At 67.7% G+C, this 24778-nt stretch carries 16 protein-coding genes; 15 read left to right on the top strand and 1 reads right to left on the bottom strand.

Features of this window, described 5'->3' with window-relative positions; genetic code table 11:
- Positions 1–27: 27 nt before the first annotated feature.
- From V3596_RS04870 to V3596_RS04830, 9 genes are all read left to right on the top strand, one after another.
- Positions 28–2313: a methyl-accepting chemotaxis protein gene (locus tag V3596_RS04870; RefSeq protein WP_334276460.1), complete on the top strand. Its 2286-nt coding sequence runs from the start codon at positions 28–30 to the stop codon at positions 2311–2313.
- Positions 2314–2349: 36 nt separating this feature from the next.
- Complete coding sequence (locus V3596_RS04865) at positions 2350–8574, top strand: hybrid sensor histidine kinase/response regulator (protein WP_334276459.1); 6225 nt, start codon at positions 2350–2352, stop codon at positions 8572–8574.
- A 145-nt stretch (positions 8575–8719) separates the two neighbouring features.
- Entirely contained in the window at positions 8720–9757 is a 1038-nt protein-coding gene (locus tag V3596_RS04860) for a GGDEF domain-containing protein (protein WP_334276458.1), read from the top strand.
- A gap of 94 nt (positions 9758–9851) precedes the next feature.
- Positions 9852–10511: a TetR/AcrR family transcriptional regulator gene (locus tag V3596_RS04855; RefSeq protein ID WP_334276457.1), complete on the top strand. Its 660-nt coding sequence runs from the start codon at positions 9852–9854 to the stop codon at positions 10509–10511.
- 2 nt (positions 10512–10513) lie between these two features.
- A complete protein-coding gene (locus V3596_RS04850) occupies positions 10514–11911 on the top strand; it encodes an efflux transporter outer membrane subunit (RefSeq protein WP_334276456.1) in 1398 nt (465 codons plus the stop codon).
- Positions 11912–11938: 27 nt separating this feature from the next.
- Positions 11939–13072, top strand: coding sequence for an efflux RND transporter periplasmic adaptor subunit (locus tag V3596_RS04845; RefSeq protein ID WP_334276455.1), 1134 nt, complete (start codon positions 11939–11941; stop codon positions 13070–13072).
- Positions 13073–13089: 17 nt separating this feature from the next.
- Positions 13090–16188, top strand: a complete 3099-nt coding sequence (locus V3596_RS04840) for an efflux RND transporter permease subunit (RefSeq protein WP_395385482.1) — start codon at positions 13090–13092, stop codon at positions 16186–16188.
- 3 nt (positions 16189–16191) lie between these two features.
- Complete coding sequence (locus tag V3596_RS04835; RefSeq protein ID WP_334276454.1) at positions 16192–17196, top strand: alpha/beta hydrolase family protein; 1005 nt, start codon at positions 16192–16194, stop codon at positions 17194–17196.
- 132 nt (positions 17197–17328) lie between these two features.
- A complete protein-coding gene (locus V3596_RS04830) occupies positions 17329–18681 on the top strand; it encodes a methyl-accepting chemotaxis protein (protein WP_334276453.1) in 1353 nt (450 codons plus the stop codon).
- Here V3596_RS04830 and V3596_RS04825 read toward each other — a convergent pair.
- Positions 18678–20132, bottom strand: a complete 1455-nt coding sequence (locus tag V3596_RS04825; RefSeq protein ID WP_334276452.1) for a cryptochrome/photolyase family protein — start codon at positions 20130–20132, stop codon at positions 18678–18680. The genes V3596_RS04830 and V3596_RS04825 overlap by 4 nt on opposite strands.
- Positions 20133–20174: 42 nt before the next feature.
- On the opposite strand from V3596_RS04825, the gene V3596_RS04820 reads away from it, so the two are divergent.
- The 6 genes from V3596_RS04820 (at position 20175) to V3596_RS04795 (ending at position 24730) form a co-directional block, all read left to right on the top strand.
- Positions 20175–20753: a YqgE/AlgH family protein gene (locus tag V3596_RS04820; RefSeq protein WP_395385486.1), complete on the top strand. Its 579-nt coding sequence runs from the start codon at positions 20175–20177 to the stop codon at positions 20751–20753.
- Complete coding sequence (ruvX, locus tag V3596_RS04815) at positions 20750–21160, top strand: Holliday junction resolvase RuvX (protein WP_334276450.1); 411 nt, start codon at positions 20750–20752, stop codon at positions 21158–21160. The genes V3596_RS04820 and ruvX overlap by 4 nt, the downstream gene beginning before the upstream one ends.
- A 76-nt stretch (positions 21161–21236) precedes the next feature.
- Positions 21237–21749 (top strand): bifunctional pyr operon transcriptional regulator/uracil phosphoribosyltransferase PyrR, encoded by a 513-nt coding sequence (gene pyrR / locus V3596_RS04810; RefSeq protein WP_334276449.1) that lies wholly within the window; start codon positions 21237–21239, stop codon positions 21747–21749.
- Positions 21739–22701, top strand: a complete 963-nt coding sequence (locus V3596_RS04805; RefSeq protein WP_334276448.1) for an aspartate carbamoyltransferase catalytic subunit — start codon at positions 21739–21741, stop codon at positions 22699–22701. Before pyrR ends, V3596_RS04805 begins: the two co-directional genes overlap by 11 nt.
- Positions 22698–24002 (top strand): dihydroorotase, encoded by a 1305-nt coding sequence (locus tag V3596_RS04800; protein ID WP_334276447.1) that lies wholly within the window; start codon positions 22698–22700, stop codon positions 24000–24002. Before V3596_RS04805 ends, V3596_RS04800 begins: the two co-directional genes overlap by 4 nt.
- On the top strand, positions 24002–24730 hold the full coding sequence (locus V3596_RS04795) for a lysophospholipid acyltransferase family protein (RefSeq protein ID WP_334276446.1): 729 nt from the start codon (positions 24002–24004) through the stop codon (positions 24728–24730). Before V3596_RS04800 ends, V3596_RS04795 begins: the two co-directional genes overlap by 1 nt.
- Positions 24731–24778: the final 48 nt, after the last annotated feature.

Here is a 24778-nt window from a genome sequence, read left to right as displayed (position 1 = left end):
CGTCGCCAAGCTGAACAAGAGGGTGTAATGAGCTTCCTGGACAAGATCAAAAACCTCGGCAAAACCGACCAGCAGGGGCAACAGGACGATGAGCATCACACGCTCAGTCCTTCCGGCCATATGCCGCTGGACAGCGGCAGCCGCCCGGAGTCTTCCATCATTTCGGAGGCCGTGCCCTCTGAGCAGCAGTTGCCGCCCGAGTTCAACGAGACCGGCAGCTTTGCCAGCACCTCGGCCGTGAGCGACACCGTGATCGGTGCCGAGCGCGCCGAGGCAGTCAAGAAGAGCAGCGCACGCAACCAGCGCGCGCTGACCGCAGCCGTCGCCCTCGGCCTGATCGGTACCGCCGCCGGCGTGAGCTTCATCGTGGCCGGCGCCAACAAGACGGCCGCCCAGGTGCGCGCCACCGGTCAGGCCATGATGCAGTCGCAACGCATGGCCAAGGCCGTGTCTTCGGCCATCATCGGCAGCCCCGGCGCCTTCACCGAGCTGCGTGAATCGGTGCAGACCATCACCAGTGTGGTCAGCGCCCTGCGCACCGGCCAGGGCGAGATCGCCATTGCACCGACCTCGCTGCAGCCCGATCTCGAGAAGCTGCAGCCCCTGGTCACCCGCGCCGAAAAGAGCGGCCGCCTCGTGATCGACCAGGAAAAGGTGCTCACGCAGGTGGGCACGGCACTGCGCGCGATCAACCGCCAGTCGTCGGACTTGCTGGAAAGCGCCGAAGCCGCAGCCTCGCAAGCGCTGCAGGCCAATGCCTCGCCTGCGGAAATTTCCGCGGTCGGCCAACTGGTGATGCTGACCCAGCGTATCGGCAAGAGCGCCAACGAATTCCTGACGCCCGAAGGCGTGAGCCCTGAGGCGGTGTTCCTGCTCGGCAAGGACTTGAATGCCTTCCGTGAAATCACGCAGGGCCTGATTTCGGGCAGCCCCTCGCTGCGTCTGCCGGGCGCTCGCGATGCGCAGCTGAAAGAGCGACTGAACACGCTCTTGAAGCAGTATGAAGATACGCGCATTCAGGCTGCCGCCATCCTGTCCAATCTGCAGGGCCTGGTGACGGCCCGCGATGCGCAGACCGCCATCCTGACCGACAGCGAACCGCTGCGCAAAGGCCTGGACGGCATTGCCCAGCAGATCGAATCCAGCGGCGGCGTGAAGTTCTGGCAGCTGCTGCTGCTGCTGGGCTCGCTGAGCGCCATGGTGGTCGGTGCGCTCGGCTTCCTGCGCCTCTATGTGGCTGACCAGAAGTCGCGCGCCACGATGGCTGAAGAACAGAAGGCGCAGGCCGAGGCGGAGCAGGCCGAAGCCAAGCGCGTGAACGACGCCAACCAGGCCGCCATTCTGCGTTTGATGAACGAACTGCAAGCGGTTGCTGAAGGCGACCTGACGCAGCAGGCCACGGTGACGGAAGACATCACTGGCGCCATTGCCGACTCCGTGAACTACACGGTGGAAGAGCTGCGCAACCTGGTGACCCAGGTGCAGGGCACGGCCGCACGGGTGACGGAAACGACCGGCCAGGTCGACCAGACCTCCACCGAGCTGCTCGCTGCCTCCACCGAACAGCTGCACGAGATTCGCGCCACCGGCGAGGCCGTGCTGCAGATGGCGGGTCGAATCAACGAGGTGTCGGGCCAGGCGCAGCAGACCGCCGAGGTCGCGCGCCAGTCGCGTCAGGCGGCCGAGCAGGGCCTGCAGGCGATGCAGAACAACATCGCCGGTATGAACCAGATCCGCGACCACATCCAGGAGACTTCCAAGCGCATCAAGCGCCTGGGCGAGTCCTCGCAGGAAATTGGTGAAATTACCGAGCTGATCTCGGACATTACCGAGCAGACCAACGTGCTGGCCCTGAACGCTGCCATTCAGGCGGCGTCCGCGGGTGAAGCCGGTCGCGGCTTCTCGGTGGTGGCGGAAGAAGTGCAGCGACTCGCCGAGCGCTCGGGCGACGCCACGCGGCGAATCTCGGTGCTGGTCAAGACCATTCAGACCGACACCCACGACGCCGTGGCGGCCATGGAGCGCTCCACGGTCGGTGTGGTCGAAGGTACCAAGCTGTCTGACGCGGCCGGCAACGCACTGGAAGAGATCGACAAGGTGTCGCGTCGCCTGGACGAGCTGATTGCGCAGATTTCGCAACAGGCCCTGAGCGAAGCACAGTCGGCCAACGAAGTGGCGTCTAACATCCAGCACATTTTTGCGGTGACCGAGCAGACCGGCGAGGGCACGCGCTCGACGGCCTCGATGGTGCATGAGCTCTCGCGATCTGCGGAAGCGCTGCGTCAATCGGTGTCCCGCTTCAAGGTCGGCTGAAGCCTGACCCGCACAAACAGCGAATAAAGGCAAGGCATGGACCTCGCGCGCGATTCTGAATTTCCGGCTGACCTGAGTCCGCTGGCCTGGGTGCAGGAGGAGTTGCGCCGCTCGCTGGAGGCGGTTCACAAGAGCCTGCGCCGGCTGCTGCGTGACGGCGACACCCGGATTTCAACCGTCGGCTTCGACACCAAGGGCACGCCCAGCCAGTCGTTGACCCATGCGGCAGCGCAGCTGCACCAGGTGGCGGGCGTGCTCACGCTCGTGGGCCTGCCGGCCGGCGCGGCGGTGCTGCGGGCCGCCGAGAAGGCCGTGTCCACCCTGGCGGCCCAACCGATCGCGGTGGACCTGGCCGCTGTCGAGACCATCGAGCGCGCCAACTTTGCGTTGCTCTCGCTGATCGCCAAGATGCTGGCCGGCGCCAAGCCGAGCACGCTGGCGCTGTTCCCGAGCTATCGCGCGCTGCAGGATTTCAACAGCGCCGAGCGCATCCATCCGGCCGATCTCTGGCAGTACGAATGGGAGTGGCGCGAGCTGCCGACAGACGCGCGTCCGCAGGCCGTCGAGTCGGCCCGCGCTGCCTTCGAATCGGCACTGCTCAAGCAGATGCGCCAGCCCAGCGGTGCGAACGCCAGCCAGTTGAGCGATCTCTGCGCCGGCCTGGCCGCAGGTGCCAGCGCTCGCGAGATGCGCTGCCTGTGGCAGCTGGCCGCCGGCGTGTTCCAGGCCGAGGCCCAGGGCCTGCTGGTCCAGGATGCCTATCTGAAGCGCCTCGGTTCGCGCCTGCTGGCGCAGCTTCGCCAGCCGCGTGTTGACGAGAGCTTGCTGCAGCTCGCCCGCGACCTGCTGTTCTTCTGTGCCCACGCCAAGGTGCCGGCGGCCGCGCAGGCACCGCGCCTGCAACAGATCCGCAAGAGCTACTCGCTTGCTGAAGAGCTGGTGGGTGACTACGAAGACGACAGCCTCGGCCGCATCGACCCGGCCTGGGTGGCGCAGGCGCGCCGCCGCGTGGCCGTGGCCAAGGAAAGCTGGTCCACCACGGCCGAAGGCGAAAGCCATCGCCTGGCAGGCCTGGACGAGCAGTTCGCGGCCGTGTCCGAGTCGCTTGCCCGCCTGTTCCCGAGTGGTGAGGTGCTGGGCGAAACCATGCAGCGGGCCATCGTGGCCACGCTGCGCTCCGGCAAGCCGCCGGCGCCGGCCCTGGCGATGGAAATCGCCACCGCCATCCTCTACGTCGAAGCGGCGCTGGACGACGCCGCCTTCGACCATCCCGACCAGGCAGCGCGCGTCAAGCGCCTGGCCGGCCGCATCGAGGCCGTGGCCCATGGCGATGCGCCCCAGGCCCTGGAAGCCTGGATGGAAGAGCTGTACCGCCGCGTCTCCGACCGCCAGACCCTGGGCAGCGTGGTGCATGAGCTGCGTCATACGCTCTCGGACGTCGAGAAGCGGGTCGATGACTATTTCCGCGCGCCGACTCAGCGCGAGCTCCTGATTCCCGTGCCGGGTCTCCTGGGTTCGATGCGCGGCGTGCTCAAGGTGCTGGGCCTGGACCAGGCCGCGCTGTGCTGCCTGCGCATGCGCGATGTACTGGATGAACTGGCCAACACCGAGGTCGATGCCAACCTGCCGGCCGCACGTGCCGGTTTCGAGCGCCTGGCCAACAACCTGGGCGCCCTGGGTTTTCTGATCGACATGCTGAGCGTGCAGCCGGCCCTGGCCAAGCGCATGTTCGCCTTCGACGAAGAAACCGGCACCCTGGCACCGGTCATGGGCCGTGCGGACGATGTGGCCAGCACCCTGGTGCTGCCGGAGCTGACAATTGCCGGTGACCTGGACGAGCCCGAGATCTCGCTGGACTTCGGCGCAGGTGCGCAAGCGCCCGCTCCGCAAGTTGTGGCACCGCCGCCTGCACCCACGCCGCCGGCCGCCGTACCTGCGCCTGCTCCGGCCGTCTTCGTGGACGAGCCCATGGACGAGGAGATGCTGGGCATCTTCCTGGAAGAGGCCAACGAGGTGGTGGCCACCGCCCGCAAGGCATTGGCCGCGCTTGAGCAGGATCCGCAGGACCGCGAGCAACTGACCACGGTGCGCCGTGCCTTCCATACGCTCAAGGGCAGCTCACGCATGGTGGGGCTGGCCAACTTCGGTGAGGGCGGCTGGGCTTGCGAGCAGCTCTACAACCAGTGGCTGACCGACGGCAAGCCGTTCGACATGGCTTTGCAGGGCTTCACCGACGAAGCGCTGGACTACTTTGCCGAATGGACCGAGGCAATCCAGGCCGGCGAGTCGCGCGGCCACGGCCATGCGGCGCTGCGCGCCAGCGCCGATGCCCTGCGACTCGAGGGTCGGGTCCTGCCCCTGGTCTGGCCGGGCAGCGAAGCGCCGGTAGAAGCGGCTCAGGACGTGCCGGCTGAAGTCGCGGCCGAGCTGCCTGTGGAGCCGTCGATTGAAGTCGTTGAGGCGGTCAATGAAGCGCTTGCTGAGCCGACGCCTGAGCCGGTCATTGAGCCGACATCTGTGCCGGCCGTCGAGCCCGATGAGCCTGCAGAACCGACGCTGGTCGTCGCCGCAGCCGAGGTCGTCGAGGTGCCCGGGCTGCTGGACATCCTGGATGTGGGCGAGCCGCAGACCCTGGCCGAGATGCGCGAGCTTTCTGCGCTGCCGGTGACCGACAGTCAGTGGGGCGCCACTCTGCCGATGGACGCGCTGCCCGAGCTGGCTCAGGGCAAGCTCGAACCCGACCTGCTGCTGGAGCCGGCGCCCGAACTGTCGCTGGACATGGTGGTGCTGGACCTGGATCCGGAGCCGGCTGCCGAAAGTGCGGAAGTTGTCGACCCGGCGCCCGAGCCGATCGAAGACCTGCTCGATCTGGACCTGCTGGCCGAAGCCAGCCCGGTCGAAGCGCAAGCACCCAAGCCCGAAGCCGAAGCGCTGCCCGAGTTTGCGTTGGACATGCAGCTGGGCGAGGTGGTGCTGCCGCCCGAGCCGGCCCCGGAGCCCGTGGCCGAACTGCCCGAGGTGGTCGAGGTCGACGCGTTTGCCGAGCCCGGCGCCACCGAGCTGCTGGACCTGTCCAGCTTGTCTGAAGAACCCGCCGCGCCGCCGCCGGCCGCAGAAGCTCAGGAGCCGCTCGAGCTGCTGGAACTGCCCGAGCTCGCGGCCGAGCCTGAGGTGCAGGCCGAGCCGGCCCATGAGCGCACGCTGGTGCTGGTGCCGCCGCCGGCCGTGCCCGAGCCGGAGCCCGAGCCGGCAGAGGTGCAAGCCGAGGCGCCGGAAGAGGACAGCGTCAAGGTCATCGGTCCGCTGCGCATCAGCATCAGCCTGTTCAATATCTTCCTGAACGAGGCCGACGAGCTGTCGCGCCGCCTGTCCAACGACCTGGCCGAGTGGGCGCTGGCGCTTGACGGCGTGCCGCCGCCCTCCAACGAGGCCCTGGCCCATTCGCTGGCCGGCAATGCGGCGACGGTCGGCTACGAAGATCTGTCGCAGCTGGCCCGTGCCCTGGAGCATGCCTTGGGCCGTGCCCAGCATGCGAGCAAGGTCGAGATGCCGGTTGCGAGCGTCTTCGTGCGCAGTGCCGAGGAAATCCGACGCCTGCTGCACCAGTTCGCCGCCGGTTTCCTGAAGCCGGCCGATGCCGAGCTCCTGCTGGCCCTGAATGACTACCAGCCCGAGGATGCGCGTGAAAGCGTTGCAACCGAGGACATGCTCGACGATGAGGACGAGCCGGGCGCCATGCAGGTGTCCGTCCCGGCACCGCCGGCCAATGTGCTGGCCAGCCCCGATCCTCTGCCGGCAGTCGAGGCCTTCCCCCTGGGCGAGGCCGACCAGATCGATGGCGAGCTGTTCCCGATCTTCGAGGAAGAGGCGGCCGACCTCCTGAGCCAGCTGCATGCGGGCATGCGCGACTGGGTGAATCATCCTGGTGATACGGCCCGTGCCGGCGCCACGATGCGCGCGCTGCACACCTTCAAGGGCGGCGCCCGCCTTTGTGGCGCGATGCAGTTGGGCGAGCAGGCCCACTTGATGGAATCGGCGGTCGAGGCCCTGCTTTCACGCGGTGATGTGAAGGCCGCCGATGTGCAGGAGCTGCAACATCGCGGCGACGCGCTGGAGCATGGCTTCGAGCAGTTGCTGGCTCGCCTGGCTGCGCCGGTGCCCTCTGTTGTTCCTGTCGTCGCTCCTGTTGCTGCACCGGTCTTCGCACCCGTCGTCACGGCACCGGTGGCTGCTCCGATCCCGGAGCCGGAAGTCGAGGCGGTCGAGGCGGTCGAGGCGATCGATGCCGTCGCACCGCCGCCGGAAGCGGAAACGGCCGAAGCGACCGCCGAAGCGACCGGCGAGACGTCCGTGCAACCGGTAGCAGCGCCCGCCGCCCAGATCGACTGGGGCAGCCTGTCGGTCGAGGAAACCGAGCCGACGCTGGAAGGCGTTTCGCAGGCTCAGGCCCTGGTGCGGGTGCGTGGCAATCTGCTCGAGCGCATGGCTGCTCAGGCAGGCGAGGTCGGCATCCGCCGCGCGCGCCTGGAGTCCGAGCTGTCGCAGATGAAGAGCGGCCTGCTCGACCTGGAAGACAACCTGGAGCGGCTGCGCGGACGACTGCGCGAACTGGAAGTGCAGGCCGAGGCGCAGATCGACTCGCGCCAGGAGGCGGCCCGAATGGCCGGCCGCGATTTCGACCCGCTCGAGTTCGACCGCTACACCCGCTTCCAGGAACTGACCCGCATGATGGCCGAGGCCGTCAACGACGTGGCCACGGTCCAGCGCAGCCTGCAGAAGAACGTGCAGTTGGGCGAAGACGAGTTGGCCGGTCAGTCGCGACTCACGCGTGAGCTGCAGGACGATTTGCTGCGCACCCGCCTTGTCGAGTTCGACAGCCTGGCCGAACGGATGCACCGCGTGGTGCGCCAGGCCGCGCGCGATGCCAACAAGCAGGCGCGGCTGGAGATCGTCGGCGGCCACATCGAGCTGGATCGCTCGGTGCTGGAACGCATGATCGGCCCCTTCGAGCACTTGCTGCGCAACAGCGTCAGCCACGGCATCGAGGCACCCGAGGTGCGTGCTGCCAAGGGCAAGGACGCGACCGGCACGCTGCGCGTGGCGCTGCGCCAGGAAGGCAATGAGATCCTGATCGACTTCGGCGACGATGGCGCCGGCCTCAACCTGGAGCGCATCCGCGAACGCGGTACGCAGCTGGGGCTGATCCAGCCGGGCCACGCCATCAGCGAGCCGGAGTTGATGGACCTGATCTTCGCGCCGGGCTTCTCCACCGCTGCCACCGTCACCGAGCTGTCGGGCCGCGGCATCGGCATGGATGTGGTGCGCTCTGAAGTGAACACCCTGGGCGGCTATGTGGACATCCAGTCCACGCCGGGGCAGGGCGCGCATTTCGATGTGCGCTTGCCGCTGACCACGGCGGTCAGCCAGATCGTGCTCCTGCGCCATGGCGAAGACACGGTGGCCGTGCCGGCCGTGCTGATGGAAGGCCTGCGCCGGGTCGAGCTGGACAAGGTCGAACAGGCCTACGCCAGCGGCCAGATCGAGATTGGCGGCGAGCACCTGCCGATGTACTGGCTGGGCGGCCTGATGGGCCAGGGTGCCCGCGGCCACCTGCATGGCAAGCATGCCTCGGTGGTGGTGGTGCACAGCGCTCACCAGCGGCTGGCATTGCATGTCGACGAAGTGCTGGGCAAGCAGGAAGTGGTGATCAAGAACCTCGGCCCGCAGTTGCGCAGCGTGCCGGGCCTGGCTGGCATCAGCCTGCTGGCATCGGGCGAGGTAGCGCTGATCTACAACCCGGTCGCCCTGGCCAACCGCTTCGGTGCCGCCGCCATGGCGCAGGCCCGCGCGCTGCCCGAGCTGGCCGCGCCGGCAGCGGCCGTGGTCGAGAAGCTGGCACCGCTGGTGCTGGTGGTCGACGATTCGCTGACCGTGCGTCGCGTCACCCAGCGCCTGCTGGAGCGCGAAGGATTCCGTGTCGAGCTGGCCAAGGATGGCCTGGAAGCACTGGAGAAGCTGGGCGGCGACGAGTTGCCGAGCGTGGTGCTCTCCGACATCGAAATGCCCCGCATGGACGGCTTCGACCTGGTGCGCAACCTGCGCGGCGACGCTCGACTGGCCCAGCTGCCGGTGATCATGATCACCTCGCGGATTGCCCAGAAGCATCGCGACTATGCGCATGAGCTGGGCGTCGATCATTACCTGGGCAAGCCCTATGACGAAGAGCAACTGCTGGAGTTGATCGGCAAGTACACTGCCTGATTGTTCAAAGCGGCGGCCCCTCGCGGGCCGCCGCGCCTTGCGGCGCGGGACTGTGCCGACAAGAGCAGCAGCACCTGCAACACGAGCAGATTCAGCCCAGGGAGGAAGGCCCAGGGTCCCCCTGACGGGAACCATAGCCAAAGCCATGTCCGAAGTTGTAGACCATCTGGCCGAGATGACTCGGTTCCGTGACCGGGACGTGATGGACGTCACCCTGGTCTCGGCATTGCGCGACCTGCTCGAGCCGCTGTCCGCGGCCATCTACCGCTGCGTCGGCGAGCCCGGCCAGGAGCGCTGGCTGACGCGTGCCCGGCTGCGCGCCAACGACATCGTCGCGAGCGCCGATTCGCTCTGGGCATCGCCTGAAAGCCTGCCGCTGGCGGCCGACGAACCCCTGCGTCTGGAGTGCATGACGCATCGCGGCATCCTGCAGACCCGCAGGGGCGACCATTGGCTGACCCTGTTCCCGCTTTCCACCGAGCGCGAAGTGCTCGGTGTGATGGAAGTCGAAACGCTGGCGCCGCTCAAGAGCAACGAGCAGCGCACCGTGGCCAGCATCCTGCGGATCTATCACAACTTCCAGGGCCTGCTCGACTACAGCGAACGCGACACGCTGACCGGACTCCTGAACCGCAAGACCTTCGACGAGAGCTTCCTGAAGGCGGTCAGCGAGCTGCCCGGCGGTACCGAGAAGCTGCACGCAGAAGACGACCGGCGCCATGCAGGCGCTTTACCCAGCTACTGGCTTGGCGTGATAGACATCGACCACTTCAAGAAGGTCAACGATGGCTACGGTCACCTGATCGGCGATGAAGTGCTGCTGCTCCTCTCGCGCCTGATGCGCAACAGCTTCCGCTTCCATGACCTGCTCTACCGCTTCGGTGGCGAGGAATTCGTGGTGCTGATGCGCTGCGACAGCGAGCTTGATGCCGAGCATGCCTTCGAGCGCCTGCGCCACAACGCGGCGCAGTTTTCCTTCCCTCAGGTGGGGCAGATCACGGTCAGTGTCGGTTTCACCGAGGTGCGCGCCGGGGACTCCCCGGCCGGTGCTTTCGAGCGGGCCGACCGCGCGGTCTACAACGCCAAGGGCAATGGCCGCAACCAGGTGCGCAGCTATGCACGCCTGGTGGCCGATGGCCAGTTCAAGGAAGTGGCAGCGGTGAACGCCGTCGAGCTCTTCTGAGCGGGGTGGGCTGAAGCGCGGTCTTCGCGCGGCATTCACCCGCCCTTCATCGGGGTTTAATCAATCGATTGATTAATTTGGCTATGATGGCCGGATGCCATCACCTGCCCAGCTTGCTGTCGATACCCGCCAGCGCCTCCTGATCGAGGCGCGCCGCGCCTTTGCGGCCAAGGGTTTCGCCAAGGCCAGCACCCGCGAGATCTGCCAGGCCGCTCAAGCCAATATCGGCCTGATCTCCTACTACTTCGGCGACAAGGCCGGCCTGTACCGCGAGGTCCTCGTGCAGCCCCTGGCCGAGCTGATGGCCAGCCTGCCGCAGGCCGACGACGACACGCCGCTCGACGAGTGGCTGCACAGCTACTACGAGGCCTTTCTGGCGCCGCTGATCAGCGACGACGCCGGGCTCGCCGAGCTGATGCGCATCTATGGCCGCGAAATGAGCGGCGAGGCCACGGCCTCTTTCGATGAAGCCTGCTCGCAATACATCGTGCCCCAGCACCAGGCGCTGGCCCAGATGCTGGCCCGGCGTGTCGGCGCGCCCAAGGTCGATGAGCAGATCCATCAACTGGTGTTCGCCCTCATGGCCCTGGTCTATGACTACTGGATGTCGGCCGAACACATGGAAGCCTTGGCGCCCGCGCTTTTGAAGGGGCGGGGCGCGTATGAACGGGTGCTGGGTCGCCTGGTCGGCTATGGCCTGGCCCTGATTGATTGCGAACGAAGCCTGAGAACGAAGCAGGGAGGAAGGAAGTGACGATGAAGTGGATGACAAGCAGTGCGACGGCTGTTGCGGCGCTCACGCTGGCCGCCTGTGCAGGCCCGCAGCCGGCGCCGCCAGCGGCCACGCCGGCGAACTGGCAGGCAAGCCTGCCCAAGAGCGGCGAGCCAGTGGCCGGCGCCGACTGGTGGAAGCGCTTTGACGACCCGCTGCTGGCCGAACTGATTGGCGAGGCGCAGGCCGCCAACCCCGGCGTGCAGCAGGCGCTGGCACGTCTGGCGCAGGCGCGCGCGCTGGCGGGAGCCTGGGGCGGTGCGCCGCAGGTCAACGCAGCGATCTCCAGCCAACGCAGCAAGCCGCTGCCACCGGCCGGCCAGTCCTTGCAGACCCTGAACCTCGCGGGGCTCGATGCACGCTGGGAAATCGATCTGTTCGCTCGCGCCCGCCAGCAGGATGCGGCGCAGGAGGCTCGCGCCGAGGCCAGCGGCTTTGACGCCGCGGGCGTGCGCATCAGCCTGGCCGCCGAGGTGGCGCAAAGCTATCTCGGCTTGCGTGCGTGCGAGTTGCAGGAGCGCATCGCTGGTCAGGATGCCGATGCAACGGCCAAGCTGGCGAGCCTGTCTGCCGAGCGTTTGCGCGTGGGCTTTGAAGCGCCCGGCAACAACGCCTTGCTGCAGGCAGCAGCCTCCGATGGACAGAATCGCCGGCTGGCCCAGCAGGCCGAATGCCAGGTCCTGGTCAAGCAACTGGTGGCGCTGGGCCTGGGCGATGAGGCGGCCTTGCGAGCCCGCCTGGCCGAAAGGCAGGCGAAGCTGCCGGAACCGGGCCGCTTTGCGCTGAACGCCGTGCCGGCGCAGACACTGAGCCAGCGCCCCGATCTGGCTGCTGCCGCCGCGCAATTGCGTGCGGCTTGGGCCGAGGCAGGCGCAGCGCAAGCCGCGCGCTATCCGCAACTCACACTGAGCGGTTCGATCTCGCGTGGCGAGCTGCGCGTTGGCGGCGGCAGCAGCGAGGGCAACGGCTGGTCCATCGGCCCGGCGCTGAGCCTGCCGCTGTTTGACGGTGGCGCACGCAAGTCCCAGGCCGAGGCAGCCAAGGCGGGCTTCGACCTTGCCCAGGCCGGCTACCGCGCTGCCGTGCTGAATGCGGTGCGTGAGGTCGAAGAAGGCCTGGTGCGGCTGGAAGCCAACCTGGCCCGCGAAAGCCATGCGCGCAGTAGCGCCCAGAACTACGCCGCCGCTTTTGCCGCCACCGAACAGCGCTGGCGCAGCGGCCTGGCCAGTGTGGCCGAGCTGGAGGAGGCGCGCCGCCTGGCCCTGGCCGCTCAGTCGGCCGAGGTGCAGTTGCAGCGTGAGCGCATCGGCGCCTGGATCGCCCTCTACAAGGCCGCCGGTGGTGGCTGGAATGCCGCCACTGACGCAGCCAATGCGCGCTGAAGCAGAACACAACGAATCAAGATCATGATGAACAAGCTTTCCCTCACCCCGGTCCTGCTCGCCGTGTCGAGCCTGATGATTTCCGTGGCCAATGCAGCCGATGCACCGGCCAAGGCTGCGCCTGCTGCCTCGGCCGCCAAGTCCCGCCCGGCATTGACCGTCAGCCTGATTTCGCCCGAGCGCAGCGACTGGTCGCAGACGCTCGCCGCCAATGGCAGCGTGGCCGCCTGGCAGGAGGCGCAGATCGGTGCCGAGCTGGCGGGCCTGCGCCTGGCCGATGTGCTGGTCAATGTGGGCGACTCGGTCAGGCGCGGCCAGTTGCTGGCGCGCCTGAACAGCGACACCATCAATGCCGAGCTGGCGCAAAGCCGCGCCGCGCTGGCCGAGGTCAAGGCCCTGGCTGCCGTGGCAACGGCCGATGCAGCCCGCGCCCGCGAACTGAAGGACGGTGGCAGTGGCGCCCTGAGCGCACAGCAGCACGAGCAATACCTCAGTGCCGCAGCGACCGCGCAAGCTCGCGTCGCCGCTGCTGAAGCCCGGGTGAAGGCGGATGAGCTGCGCCTGGCCCAGACCCACATCACCGCGCCGGACGACGGCCTGATCTCGGCCCGCAATACCGCGCTGGGCGCCGTGGCCCAGCCCGGCCAGGAGCTGTTCCGCCTGATCCGCAAGGGGCGCCTGGAATGGCGTGCCGAAGTGCCTGCCGCCGATCTGGTGCGTCTGCAAACCGGCATGACGGTGCAGCTGCAAACGCCCTCGGGCACCTTGAACGGCAAGCTGCGCATGCTGGCGCCGTCCATCGACCCGCAAACCCGCATGGGCCTGGCCTATGTGGACCTGCCGGCCGACAAGAGCCTGCGTGCCGGCAGCTTTGCGCGTGGCGAGTTCCAGCTCGGCAAGAGCGGAGCCCTGAGCCTGCCGGCCACGGCCGTGCAGTTGCGTGATGGCTTTGCGTACGTTTATCGCGTGGGCGCAGACATGAAGGCGCAGCAGACCAAGGTGCAGCTCGGCCGCCGCAGCGGCGAGCGCGTCGAGGTGGCCAGCGGCCTGGCGGCTGATGCCAAGGTCGTGGCCAGCGGTGTTGGCTTCCTGAGCGACGGAGACCTGCTGAAGGTCGTGGTGCAAGCCGCAACCCCGCCGGCCGCCGCCACCAAGCGCTGAAAGCCAGGAGCCTCCCCATGATCAATGTCTCCTCCTGGTCGATCAAGAATCCGATACCGGCGATCCTGCTCTTCATCATGCTCAGCCTGGCCGGCCTGCTCGGCTTCAAGGCGATGAAGATCCAGAACTTTCCGGACATCGACCTGCCGACCATCACCGTCACGGCGAGCCTGCCCGGCGCTTCGCCAGCCCAGCTGGAATCGCAGGTGGCCCGCAAGATTGAGAACCAGGTTGCCACGCTGCAGGACGTCAAGCACATCTACACGGTGGTGCAGGACGGCGCCGCCATCGTGACGGTCGAGTTCCGCCTAGAGAAGCGCACGCAGGAAGCGCTGGACGACGTGCGCGACGCGGTCGCCCGCATCCGCTCCGACCTGCCGGGCGACCTGAAGGATCCGATCATCTCGAAGATGAACCTGAGCGGCGCTCCGATCCTCACCTACACGGTGGCGTCTGACCGGCTTGATGACGAAGCGCTCTCGTGGCTCGTGGACAACCAGGTGGCCAAGCGCATGCTGGCGGTGCGTGGCGTCGGTGCGGTGAGTCGCGTCGGCGGTGTCACGCGCGAGGTGCGCATCGAGCTCGATCCGGGCAAGCTGCTGTCATTGAACGCCAGCGCGGCCGATGTGTCGCGCCAGCTGCGCCAGATCCAGCAGGAAGCCTCGGGCGGTCGTGCCGACATCGGCGGTGCCGAGCAATCGGTGCGCACGATCGGCACGGTGCAGAACGCCAGCGAACTCGCGGCGATGGACATCACGCTCGGCGATGGCCGCCATGTCCGCCTGGACCAGCTCGCCAAGGTCAGCGACACCGTGGCCGAGCAGCGCTCCGCTGCGTGGCTGAACGGGAAGCCGGTGGTCGGCTTCGAGATCACGCGCACCAAGGGCGCCGGTGAAATCGAAGTGGCCAATGGTGTGAAGGCGGCCATCGACGAGCTGCGAACGGCGCATCCCGAGATCCAGTTCGATGAGGCTTTCAACTTCGTCGATCCGGTGCAGGAGAACTACGACGGCTCGATGATCCTCCTGTACGAGGGCGCGGCGCTGGCGGTGGTCGTCGTGCTGCTGTTCCTGCGCGACTGGCGCGCCACCATCGTGGCTGCCACCGCCTTGCCGCTGTCCATCCTGCCGACCTTCGCCCTGATGTACCTGATGGGCTTCTCGGTGAACATAGTGACGCTCCTGTCGCTCTCGCTGGTCGTGGGCGTGCTGGTTGACGATGCCATCGTCGAGATCGAGAACATCATGCGCCATCTGGCCATGGGCAAGACGCCCTACCAGGCGGCGATGGAAGCGGCGGATGAAATCGGCCTGGCCGTGATCGCCACCACCTTCACGCTGATCGCCGTGTTCCTGCCCACCGCCTTCATGGGCGGTGTGCCGGGCAAGTTCTTCGTGCAATTCGGCTGGACCGCGGCGATTGCCGTGTTTTTCTCGCTGGTGGTCGCGCGCATGCTCACGCCGATGATGGCGGCCTACATCCTGAAAGCGCCGAAAAAGATCCACGACGAACCGCGCTGGCTGATCATCTACACCGGCTGGGCCCGCTGGTGCCTGAAGCACCGCATCAAGACGCTGATCGCCACGGTGGTGTTCACCGTCGGTTCGATGATGCTGGCCGGCTACCTGCCCACCGGCTTCATCCCGCCGGATGACCTCTCCCAGACGCAGGTCACGGTGACCTTGCCGCCAGGTGCCACCTTCAAGCAGACCGAGGCACTGACGCGCCAGGCCCATGAGATCGTCAAGTCCAACAAGCATGTGACCCTGATCTACACGGCCATTGGCGGCGGCAATGCGGGCAGCGACCCGTTCATGGTTTCGGGTGGCCCCGAGGTGCGCAAGTCCACCTTGACGCTGAACCTGACGCCGCGCGGTGAGCGCCGGGGCTTGTCCAAGCAGGCCATCGAAACGCAGCTGCGCGAGGCGCTGGACGTGATTCCGGGCGCCCGCATCAAGGTCGGCTTCGGTGCCTCGAGCGAGAAGTACGTGCTTGTGCTCGCCGGTGAAGATGGCCGCGTGCTCGCCGAGCATGCGCAGATCGTCGAGCGCGAGTTGCGCGGCATTCCTGGCATCGGCGCGGTCACGTCCACCTCGAGCCTGACCCGGCCCGAGCTGGTGGTGCGGCCCGACTTCGCCCGTGCTGCCGACCTGGGCGTGAGCGCCGCTGCAATTGCAGACACGCTGCGCGTGGCCACCGCCGGCGACTACGACCAGCTGCTGCCCAAGCTGAACCTGGCGCAGCGCCAGGTGCCCATCGTCGTGCGCCTGCCAGCCGAAGCGCGTGCCGACCTGGACCTGCTGGCCCGCCTGCCGGTGCCGGGCAGCCGTGGCCCGGTGCCGCTGGGCCAGGTCGCCACCTTGACGATGGAAAGCGGCCCCGCGCAGATCGACCGCTACGACCGCCTGCGCAACATCAACTTCGAGATCGAGTTGAACGGCGTGCCGCTGGGCGAGGTGGAGCAGAAGGCCACGCACCTGCCCAGCATCAAGAACCTGCCGCCCGGCGTGATGCAGACAACTGTCGGCGATGCCGAGGCCATGGGCGAGCTGTTTGCCAGCTTCGGCCTGGCCATGCTGACCGGCGTGCTGTGCATCTACATCGTGCTGGTGCTGCTGTTCCACGACTTCGTGCAGCCGGTGACGATTCTGGCGGCGCTGGTGCTGTCGATTCCGGGCGCCTTCCTGGCCTTGTTCGTGACGCAGACGGCGCTGTCGATGCCGTCAATGATCGGCCTGATCATGCTGATGGGCATCGCGACCAAGAACTCGATCCTGCTGGTGGACTACGTGATCATCGCGCGCCGCGACCACGGACTGCCGCGCTTCGAGGCCATCGTCGATGCCTGCCGCAAGCGTGCTCGCCCCATCGTGATGACGACCATCGCCATGGGCGCCGGCATGCTGCCCATCGCCCTGGGCCTGGGTGTCGACCCGAGCTTCCGATCGCCCATGGCCATCGTCGTGATCGGCGGCCTGATCACCTCGACCTTCCTGAGTCTGCTGGTGATTCCGCTGGTCTTCACCTATGTGGACGACGTGATCGGGTTCCTGCGGCCGAGCCGCTGGCGCAAGTCCGAGGCGGCGCCGGCCGCGTCGGCAGCAACCGGAGATTGAGCGATGCGGGCCTGGACCTGGTGCTTGTTGGCATTGACACTGGCGGGCCCGCTGCAGGCCCAGGCGCCGCAGGACGTGGCGCCCGGGGCCGGCACCTCGGCCAGCGCCACGGCCAGCGCCACGGCCGAGGCTGCAAGCTACACGGCCATCGATCTCGACTGGCGCGATGCCTCGCGCGAGCGCGCCGTGCCGGTGCGCCTGTACTGGCCGGCGCGCGCGGCCCCAGGTACGGCCGTGCCGCTGGTGGTGTTTTCGCATGGCCTGGGCGGCTCGCGCCAGGGCTACAGCTATCTCGGCCGCTTCTGGGCTTCGCAGGGCTATGCGAGCCTGCATGTCCAGCACGTGGGCAGCGACCGGCAGGTCTGGAGCGGCAGCGTCTTCGGCCTGATCGGGCGGCTGCAGGATGCCGCCAAGGAAAGCGAAGCCGTGAACCGCGTGCAGGACATGCGCTTCGCGCTGGACCAGTTGCTGGCCAGCCCGCGAGGCGCGCAGATCGACGCGCAGCGCATCGTCGTGGCGGGCCATTCCTACGGCGCCACGACCTCGCTGCTGCTGGCTGGCGCGCGGCCACCGAGCGCACCGGGCGATTTGCGCGATGGGCGCATCAAGGCCGCCATCATCATCTCGGCGCCGCCCTTCTACGGGCAAGGCGCGCCTGCGCCCATCCTGGCGGGCATCAGCATTCCGACCCTGCACATCACGGCCACCGAAGACGTGATCGAGGTGCCGGGCTATCGCTCTGCGGCCAGTGATCGCCTGCTGGTCTTCGACGCCACCGGTGGCGGGCCGGACAAGATGCTGGCCGTCTTTGCCGGCGGTTCGCACAGCATCTTCACCGACCGCAGCGGCACCGGCGGCGTGGCCCTCAATCCGCAGGTCAAGGCCGCGACCCGGGAGCTGACGCTGGCCTTCCTGCAAAGCGTGTTCGAGGGTCGCCGCGAGGGCCTGCGGGATTGGCCCTTGCGCTGGCGTGAAATCCTGGCGCGCTGGACCGGTCCCGATGCTTGATCAAGATCATGTTTGCGGGAATGACCGCATGGGGTGCACGGCAGCGCGCCCTTAGCATCGCGGCGGGACAACCGATGGCCACAGCCCTGCAGCAAAAGTGGGCGGCGATCGAGCTGAGCGGCATGAGCGCGCATGAATCAACAGAAGACGAAGACCGCCCCGGGCACGGGCTCGTGGCGGCACTGGTGGCCGGGTTCGGCGGCCAGCACGGGGCCTGACCTGGCCCGAGGCCTCGATGCCGCAGCACGCGGCGATCTCTCGGCCAGCCTCGACGAAGCCGCGGATGCGGGCCATGGGCTCAGGCGGCGCTTCAATGCCCTGTGCTTGGCCTTGTCCACCCGCGTCGCGCAGATCCGCAACAACGCCAGCATCCTGGCCATGGCGGCCGATGCGCTCGCCGCCTGTTCGCGCGATCTGGCCGAGCGGTCCGGCCGGCAATCCGAGCAACTGACCGACGCCAATCAGCGCCTGGCCCGCCTGAACGACGGCCTGCGCGAGAACGCCAGCACCGCTCAGGCGGCGCGCGGCGGGGCCCGTCAGGTGCGCGAGGCGGCGGAGTCGGGCGAGGCCCTCATGCACGAGGCCGTGACGCAGATACGCACCATCGAGGTCAGCTCGCGGCAGATGAGCGAGATCATTTCGGTGATCGACGGCATTGCCTTCCAGACCAACATCCTCGCGCTCAATGCCGCCGTCGAGGCGGCGCGGGCCGGCGAGCAGGGCCGCGGCTTCGCGGTCGTGGCCTCGGAGGTGCGCAGCCTGGCCCAGCGCAGTGCGGCGAGTGCGGCCGAGGTGAAGCGGCTGATCGCGCAATCGACCGAGCAGGTCGAGACCGGCGTCCAGCGCATCGAGCGGCTCGGCGACGCGCTCGGCCAGGTGCTGGGCGGCGTGCGCCTGCTGACCGAGCAGATCGGCGGCATTGCCGAGGACAGCCAGCGCCACAGCCTCGAACTGCAGGGCATCGCCGACCAGGTGGCCGCGGTGGATGAACTGGCGCAGCGCAATCTCGAGCTGGTGGCGCAGTCGGCTTCGTCGGCGGGCGAGGTCGAGCAGCGAACCGGGCAACTGGGCGTGGCGGTGCGCCAGATACGGCTGCGCCAGGGAGCTGCTGACGAGGCGCGCCTGCTCGTCGAGCGCGCCTGCGAAGCGGTCAGACGCGAGGGCCTGGCTGCGGCGGCCGAACGCTTCATGCGCCGCGAGGGCGAATTCTTCGACCGCGACATGTACATCTTCGTCTTCAACCGCCAGGGCATCTTCACGGCCTTCGGCCCCGACCCGAGCAAGAAGGGGCGGCATCTGCGCGAGGTCAGCGGCCTGCAGTGGGAGATGCTGCTGCGCGACGGCTTCGAGCGCGTGGACCAGGGCGGCGGCTGGGTCGACTACCAGACGGTCCACCCGGTGACCGGCGCCGTGCTCGACAAGGTCTCCTATGTGTGCGGCCTGCCCGGCGATCTGCTGATCGGCTGCGGGGTCTACAAGGTCTAGGGCAGGGCCCGGCTCTTCACCACGGCGTAGCGCGCCAGCGTGCGCTCGCGGGCGAAGGCATGGTCGACGACGGGCCGGGGGTAGTTGGCGCCCAGCTCGACGCCCGCCGCCTGCAGCTCCAGCGGCGCCGCCAGCCAGGGCGCGTGGATGGCCTTGTCTGAAAGCCCGGCCAGCTGCGGCAGATAGCGGCGGATGAACTTGCCTTCGGCGTCGAACTTCTCGCTCTGGCTGACCGGGTTGAAGATGCGGAAATAGGGCTGGGCATCGCAGCCGCTGCTGCTCGCCCATTGCCAGCCGCCGTTGTTGGCGGCGAGGTCGAAGTCCAGCAATTGCTGGGCGAAGTAGGCTTCGCCACGGCGCCAGGCTATGCCCAGATCCTTGGTCAGGAAGCTGGCGGTGACCATGCGCAGGCGGTTGTGCTGGTAGCCGGTTTCGTTGAGCTGCTTCATCGCGGCGTCTACCAGCGGATAGCCGGTCTCGCCGTCGCACCAGGCCTTGAAGAGCCTGTCGGCCTCTGGGCCTTGCTCCCACTGGATGCCGTCGTACTCGCGGCGGAAGGCGCCCGTCATTGCATGCGGATGGTGGTGCATCACCTGGTGATAGAAATCGCGCCAGATCAGTTCGGACAGCCAGACCTCGGCACCCCGGTCGCCCGCCTGCATGCGCTCATGCGCGAGGCGCGCCAGGCGGCGGATCGACACCGTGCCGAAGCGCAGGTGCGTGCTCAGGTAGCTGGGGCCCTTGATGGCCGGGAAGTCGCGGGCACGGTCGTAGCGGGCTATGCGCTCCAGGAAGTCTTCGAGCAGGGCTTCAGCACCACTTGCGCCCATGCCCAGGGAAGCGGGCAGGGCGGCGGGTTCGAAGCCGATGTCTGACAGGCTCGGCACACCCTGTGCCAGAACGCTGCCGGCAAGCGCCTCCGTGTAGCGCTCCACCGGATAGCTGCTCAGATAGAAGGGCTCGACCTTCTTCAGCCAGGCGTTCTTGTAGGGCGTGAACACGCCGTAGGGACCGCCGACGGCCGTCATCACCTCGCGGCGCTCGAAGATGACATGGTCCTTGGAGGTTTTCAGCAGCGCGCCGAAGCTGGCGAGCTTCTCGGCGACCTGTGCATCGCGCATCAAGGCGGCTGGTTCGTCGTCATGGTTGCAGAAGACAGCCTGCACGTGCAACTCTGCAGCCAGGCGCGGGATTTCATCGGCGGCCGCGCCATGACGCACGATCAGTGCGCCGCCACGCTCGCGCAGTCGCTGGTCCAGCTCGGCCAGCGCGCCGAGGATGAAGACCACGCGCCGGTCGGCCCGGGGCAGGGCGGCCAGGATGTCGGTGTCGAGGATGAAGCAGCAGAACACGGCGTCGGCCGACTTCAGGGCGTGGAACAGGGCGGCCTGGTCGTCCAGGCGCAGATCGCGGCGGAACCAGGCGAGGGCGCGGTCGAATTGCTTGCTCATGGACGCCAGTGTCCACCAATCGAAGGCCGTAAAATGGCGCGCATGGCCCAAGAACGCATAGACCTCACCAACCAGTTTTTGATCGCCATGCCCGGCATGGCGGACGATGCGTTCGCTGGCAGCGTTGTCTACATGTGCGAGCACAACGAAAAGGGCGCCCTGGGCCTGGTGATCAACAAGCCGATTTCGCTGACCATGGGTCACTTGTTCGCCAAGGTGGACCTGAGCCTGGACCGCGAGGAACTGGCCATCCGCCCGGTGTTCTACGGCGGCCCCGTGCAGACCGAGCGCGGCTTCGTGCTGCACGAGCCGCTGGACGAAGAGGGCATGCACTACAACGCGACGCTGGCCGTGCCCGGCGGCCTGGAAATGACCACCAGCCGCGACGTGCTGGAAGCGCTGTCCAATGGCGCCGGTCCCAAGAAGCTCCTGATCACCCTGGGCTACAGCGGCTGGGCCGCCGGTCAGCTGGAAGAAGAGATCGGCCGCAACGGCTGGCTGACCGTGGACGCCGCGCCCGAAATCATCTTCGAAACGCCCGTGGAAGAGCGCTACACCCGCGCCCTGGGCCTGCTTGGCATCGACCCGCGCATGTTGAGCCCCGAGGCGGGGCACGCATGAGCACGGCTGACACCGCCACCGTTGCACCCCAATCCCTGCTGGCTTTCGATTTCGGCACCAAGCGTGTCGGCGTGGCCACGGGCAGCCGCTTCACCGGCCGTGCCGAGCCCCTGAAAAGCATTCACGCGGAGGGCGACGCCCGGTTCACTGCCATCGAGAAGCTGGTGAGGGAATGGCAGCCCGATGCACTGGTCATCGGCGTGCCCTTCCATCCCGATGGCGCCGAACATGAAATCACCCAGCGCGCGCGTCGCTTCGGCCGCCAGCTCAAGGGCCGCTTTCGCCTGCCGGTGTTTGAAGTGGACGAGCGCTACACCAGTGTCGAAGCGGAGAGCCAGGGCGCCCGGGACCTGGACTCTGCTGCCGCGGCCCTGATCCTCGAACAATACTTCCGAGAGCATCCCTGATGAGCACACTGCACGGCCGCCCGAAAGTGGGCGAACCCCCGCTTGGCGGGGACAAGCGAAGCTTGGGGGTGCCCCAATGACGACCTTGCTTCTTGATGCCGAAGCGCTCTACGACGACCTCAAAAAGGGCGTGCAGAAGCTGCTTCAAACTGACACCGCGCTCGTGGGCATCTGGTCTGGCGGCGCCTGGCTGGCCGAGCGGCTGGCCGCCGACCTGGGTCTCGCCGACCATGGCGTGATCTCCAGCTCGCTGCACCGCGACGACTTCGGCACCAAGGGCATGAGCGCCAGCGCCGACCACACGCGGCTGCCTTTCGAGGTGGAGGGCCGCCACATCCTGCTGATCGACGACGTGCTCTATACCGGCCGCACCACGCGGGCGGTGATCAACGAGCTGTTCGACTTCGGCCGCCCGGCCAGCGTCACGCTGGCGGTGCTGGTGGACCGCGGCGGCCGCCAGTTGCCGATCGAGCCGGTGTTCTCGGCTGCGCGCGTGACCCTCGCCGCAACACAGCGCCTGCGGCTGGCCAAGACCGAGTCGGGCGCCTTCACATTCGACGTCACCGAGGGAGGCTCAGGTGCTGAGTAAAAGAAACCCGCAGCTGAACAAGCATGGCGAGCTGATCCATCTGCTCTCCACCGAAGGCCTGCCCGCGGCCATCATTCACCAGATCCTCGACACCGCCGGCACCTTCCTCTCGGTCAATGACCGTGATGTGAAGAAGGTGCCGCTGCTGCGCGGCAAGTCGGTGTTCAACCTGTTCTTCGAGAACAGCACGCGCACGCGCACCACCTTCGAGATCGCCGCCAAGCGGCTCTCGGCCGACGTGATCAACCTCGATATCGCGCGCAGCTCCACCGCCAAGGGCGAGACGCTGCTGGATACGGTCGCCAACCTCTCGGCCATGCATGCCGACATGTTCGTGGTGCGCCACAGCGAAAGCGGCGCGCCCTACCTGATTGCCCAGCATTGCGCGCCGCATGTGCATGTGGTGAATGCCGGCGACGGGCGCCATGCGCATCCGACGCAGGGCTTGCTCGACATGTACACGATCCGCCACTACAAGAAGGACTTCCGCAACCTGACGGTGGCCATCGTCGGCGACATCGTGCACTCGCGCGTGGCCCGTTCCGACATCCATGCGCTGAGCATCCTCGGCGTGCCCGAGATCCGCGCAGTGGGCCCCAAGACCCTGGTGCCGGGCGACCTGAAGGACATGGGCGTGCGCGTCTGCAACGACATGGCCGAAGGCGTGAAGGGTGCCGACGTGATCATCATGCTGCGCCTGCAGAACGAACGTATGAACGGCGCGATGCTGCCCAGCGCCGGCGAGTTCTTCAAGAACTTCGGCCTCACGCCCGAGAAGCTGGCGCTGGCCAAGCCGGACGCCATCGTGATGCACCCGGGCCCGATCAACCGCGGCGTCGAGATCGACTCGGCCGTGGCCGACGGCACGCAGAGCGTGATCCTGCCGCAGGTGACCTTCGGTATCGCGGTTCGCATGGCCGTCATGAGCATCCTGGCTGGGAACGAAGCATGAAGATCTTGATCAGAGGTGGTCGCCTTATCGACCCCGCATCGGGCCTGGACAAGGTGGGCGATGTCGCCATTGCCGCCGGCCGCATCCTCGGCCTGGGTGAGGTGAAGGATTTCGAAGCCGAGCGCGTGATCGACGCGACCGGCCTGGTTGTTGCGCCAGGCCTGGTGGACCTCGCTGCGCGCCTGCGCGAGCCGGGCCACGAGCATGAAGGCATGCTGGAGAGCGAGCTGAATGCCGCAGCCGCCGGCGGCGTGACCAGCCTCGTCTGCCCGCCCGACACCGACCCCGCGCTGGACGAGCCCGGCCTCGTGGAAATGCTCAAGTTCCGCGCCCGCAAGCTGAGCCTGTGCAGGCTGTTCCCGCTGGGCGCCCTGACGCGCGGCCTGGCCGGCGAGCAACTGACCGAGATGGCCGAGCTGACCGAGGCCGGCTGTGTCGGCTTCTCGCAGGCTGAAGTGCCGATCCGGAACACACAGTTCCTGCATCGCGCCCTGCAATACGCGGCCACCTTCGGCTACACGGTCTGGCTGCATCCGCTGGACCCCTGGCTCGGCGGTGGCGTGGCTGCCAGCGGGGCCGTGGCCACGCGGCTGGGCCTGTCCGGCGTGCCGGTGACGGCCGAGACCGTCGCTCTGCACACGATCTTCGAGCTGATCCGTGCCACCGGCGCGCGCGTCCATCTGTGCCGCATCTCGAGTGCCGCCGGTGTCGAGCTGGTGCGTGCTGCCAAGCGCGAAGGCCTGGCTGTCACCGCCGATGTCTCGGTCAACTCCCTGCATCTGAGCGACGTGGACATCGGTTTCTTCGAGCCGGCGCTGCGCCTCTCGCCGCCCTTGCGCCAGGGCCGCGACCGCGATGCCTTGCGCGCCGGCCTGGCCGACGGCACGCTCGACGCGCTGGTGAGCGACCACAACCCGGTGACGGCCGACGAGAAGAACCTGCCATTTGCCGAGGCCACACCGGGCGCCACGGGCCTGGAGCTGCTCCTGAGCCTGGCCTTGCGCTGGGCCGAGGACGAGCGCCTGCCGCTGTCCAGGGCATTGGCCGTGATCACCGCCGAGCCGGTGCGCGTGCTGGGACCGGCCCTCGGGTCGCTGGCGGACAGCGCTGGCCGCCTGGTGGCCGGTGGCGTGGCCGACATCTGCGTGTTCGATGCCAAGGCGTCCTGGTCGGTCACGCCGGAACGCCTGGTGAGCCAGGGCAAGCACACGCCGTTTGCCTATTCGATCACCGGGTTCGAGCTGCCGGCACAGGTGCGCTACACGCTGGTGGCGGGCCACCTCGCCTACGAGAAGAGCTGATGTTGACTGCCGTCTGGCGCCTGTTGCGCCTGCTGGCCCATGTGGGCAGCGGCCTTTGGATGGTGCACCTGCGCTTCAAGGGCCTGGACAAGGTGGCCCGCCATGCGGCCATCCAGGCCTGGTCGGCCAAGACCTTGCGCATTCTCGGCATCGAGCTGAAGCACAGCGGCACGCCGCGTCCCGGCCCGAAGCTCGTGCTGGCCAACCATGTGTCGTGGCTGGACATCGCGGCGGTGCATGCGGTGATGCCGGAGGCTCGTTTCGTTTCCAAGGCCGACATCAAGCATTGGCCGCTGGTGGGCGCGCTGGTCGAGGCGGCGGGCACGCTCTTCATCGAGCGCAGCAGCAAGCGCGATGCGCTGCGCGTGGTGCACCAGACTGCGGCGGCCTTGAAAGAGGGCGACACCGTGGCTGTGTTTCCCGAGGGCACGACGGGCCCGGGCCCGGAGCTCCTGCCTTTTCATGCCAACCTGCTGCAGGCGGCCATCGTCACCGAAGTGCCGATCCAGCCGCTGCTGCTGCGCTGGCACGGGCCTGGCGAACGCTTCAGCACGCCGTTGCGCTTCATTGGCGACATGACGCTGATGCAAAGCCTTTGGGCCATCGCCAGCGCGCGCGGGCAAGGCTGCGAGCTGCGCATTCTCGGCTCGATCGACTGCGCCCATGCAGATCGCCGCGCGCTGTCCGAGCATGTGCGCGAAACCCTTGCGGCCGAGCTGTCCACCTGAGTCGGCCGAATCGCAGCCCCGGGAGTGAATCGCCGAGGTGACAGCGAT

Origin of the sequence: Roseateles microcysteis (assembly GCF_036880965.1) — a bacterium.
Lineage (GTDB): Bacteria > Pseudomonadota > Gammaproteobacteria > Burkholderiales > Burkholderiaceae_C > JAUASW01.
Note: the sequence above shows the minus strand (reverse complement) of the source record. Positions and strands in the feature narration are given on the sequence as shown.

Coding starts and splice junctions, on each gene's coding strand:
- V3596_RS04870 (WP_334276460.1), top strand. CDS start 28: ATGAGCTTCCTGGACAAGATCAAAAACCTCGGCAAAACCGACCAGCAG.
- V3596_RS04865 (WP_334276459.1), top strand. CDS start 2,350: ATGGACCTCGCGCGCGATTCTGAATTTCCGGCTGACCTGAGTCCGCTG.
- V3596_RS04860 (WP_334276458.1), top strand. CDS start 8,720: ATGTCCGAAGTTGTAGACCATCTGGCCGAGATGACTCGGTTCCGTGAC.
- V3596_RS04855 (WP_334276457.1), top strand. CDS start 9,852: ATGCCATCACCTGCCCAGCTTGCTGTCGATACCCGCCAGCGCCTCCTG.
- V3596_RS04850 (WP_334276456.1), top strand. CDS start 10,514: ATGAAGTGGATGACAAGCAGTGCGACGGCTGTTGCGGCGCTCACGCTG.
- V3596_RS04845 (WP_334276455.1), top strand. CDS start 11,939: ATGAACAAGCTTTCCCTCACCCCGGTCCTGCTCGCCGTGTCGAGCCTG.
- V3596_RS04840 (WP_395385482.1), top strand. CDS start 13,090: ATGATCAATGTCTCCTCCTGGTCGATCAAGAATCCGATACCGGCGATC.
- V3596_RS04835 (WP_334276454.1), top strand. CDS start 16,192: ATGCGGGCCTGGACCTGGTGCTTGTTGGCATTGACACTGGCGGGCCCG.
- V3596_RS04830 (WP_334276453.1), top strand. CDS start 17,329: ATGAATCAACAGAAGACGAAGACCGCCCCGGGCACGGGCTCGTGGCGG.
- V3596_RS04825 (WP_334276452.1), bottom strand. CDS start 20,132: ATGAGCAAGCAATTCGACCGCGCCCTCGCCTGGTTCCGCCGCGATCTG.
- V3596_RS04820 (WP_395385486.1), top strand. CDS start 20,175: ATGGCCCAAGAACGCATAGACCTCACCAACCAGTTTTTGATCGCCATG.
- ruvX (WP_334276450.1), top strand. CDS start 20,750: ATGAGCACGGCTGACACCGCCACCGTTGCACCCCAATCCCTGCTGGCT.
- pyrR (WP_334276449.1), top strand. CDS start 21,237: ATGACGACCTTGCTTCTTGATGCCGAAGCGCTCTACGACGACCTCAAA.
- V3596_RS04800 (WP_334276447.1), top strand. CDS start 22,698: ATGAAGATCTTGATCAGAGGTGGTCGCCTTATCGACCCCGCATCGGGC.
- V3596_RS04795 (WP_334276446.1), top strand. CDS start 24,002: ATGTTGACTGCCGTCTGGCGCCTGTTGCGCCTGCTGGCCCATGTGGGC.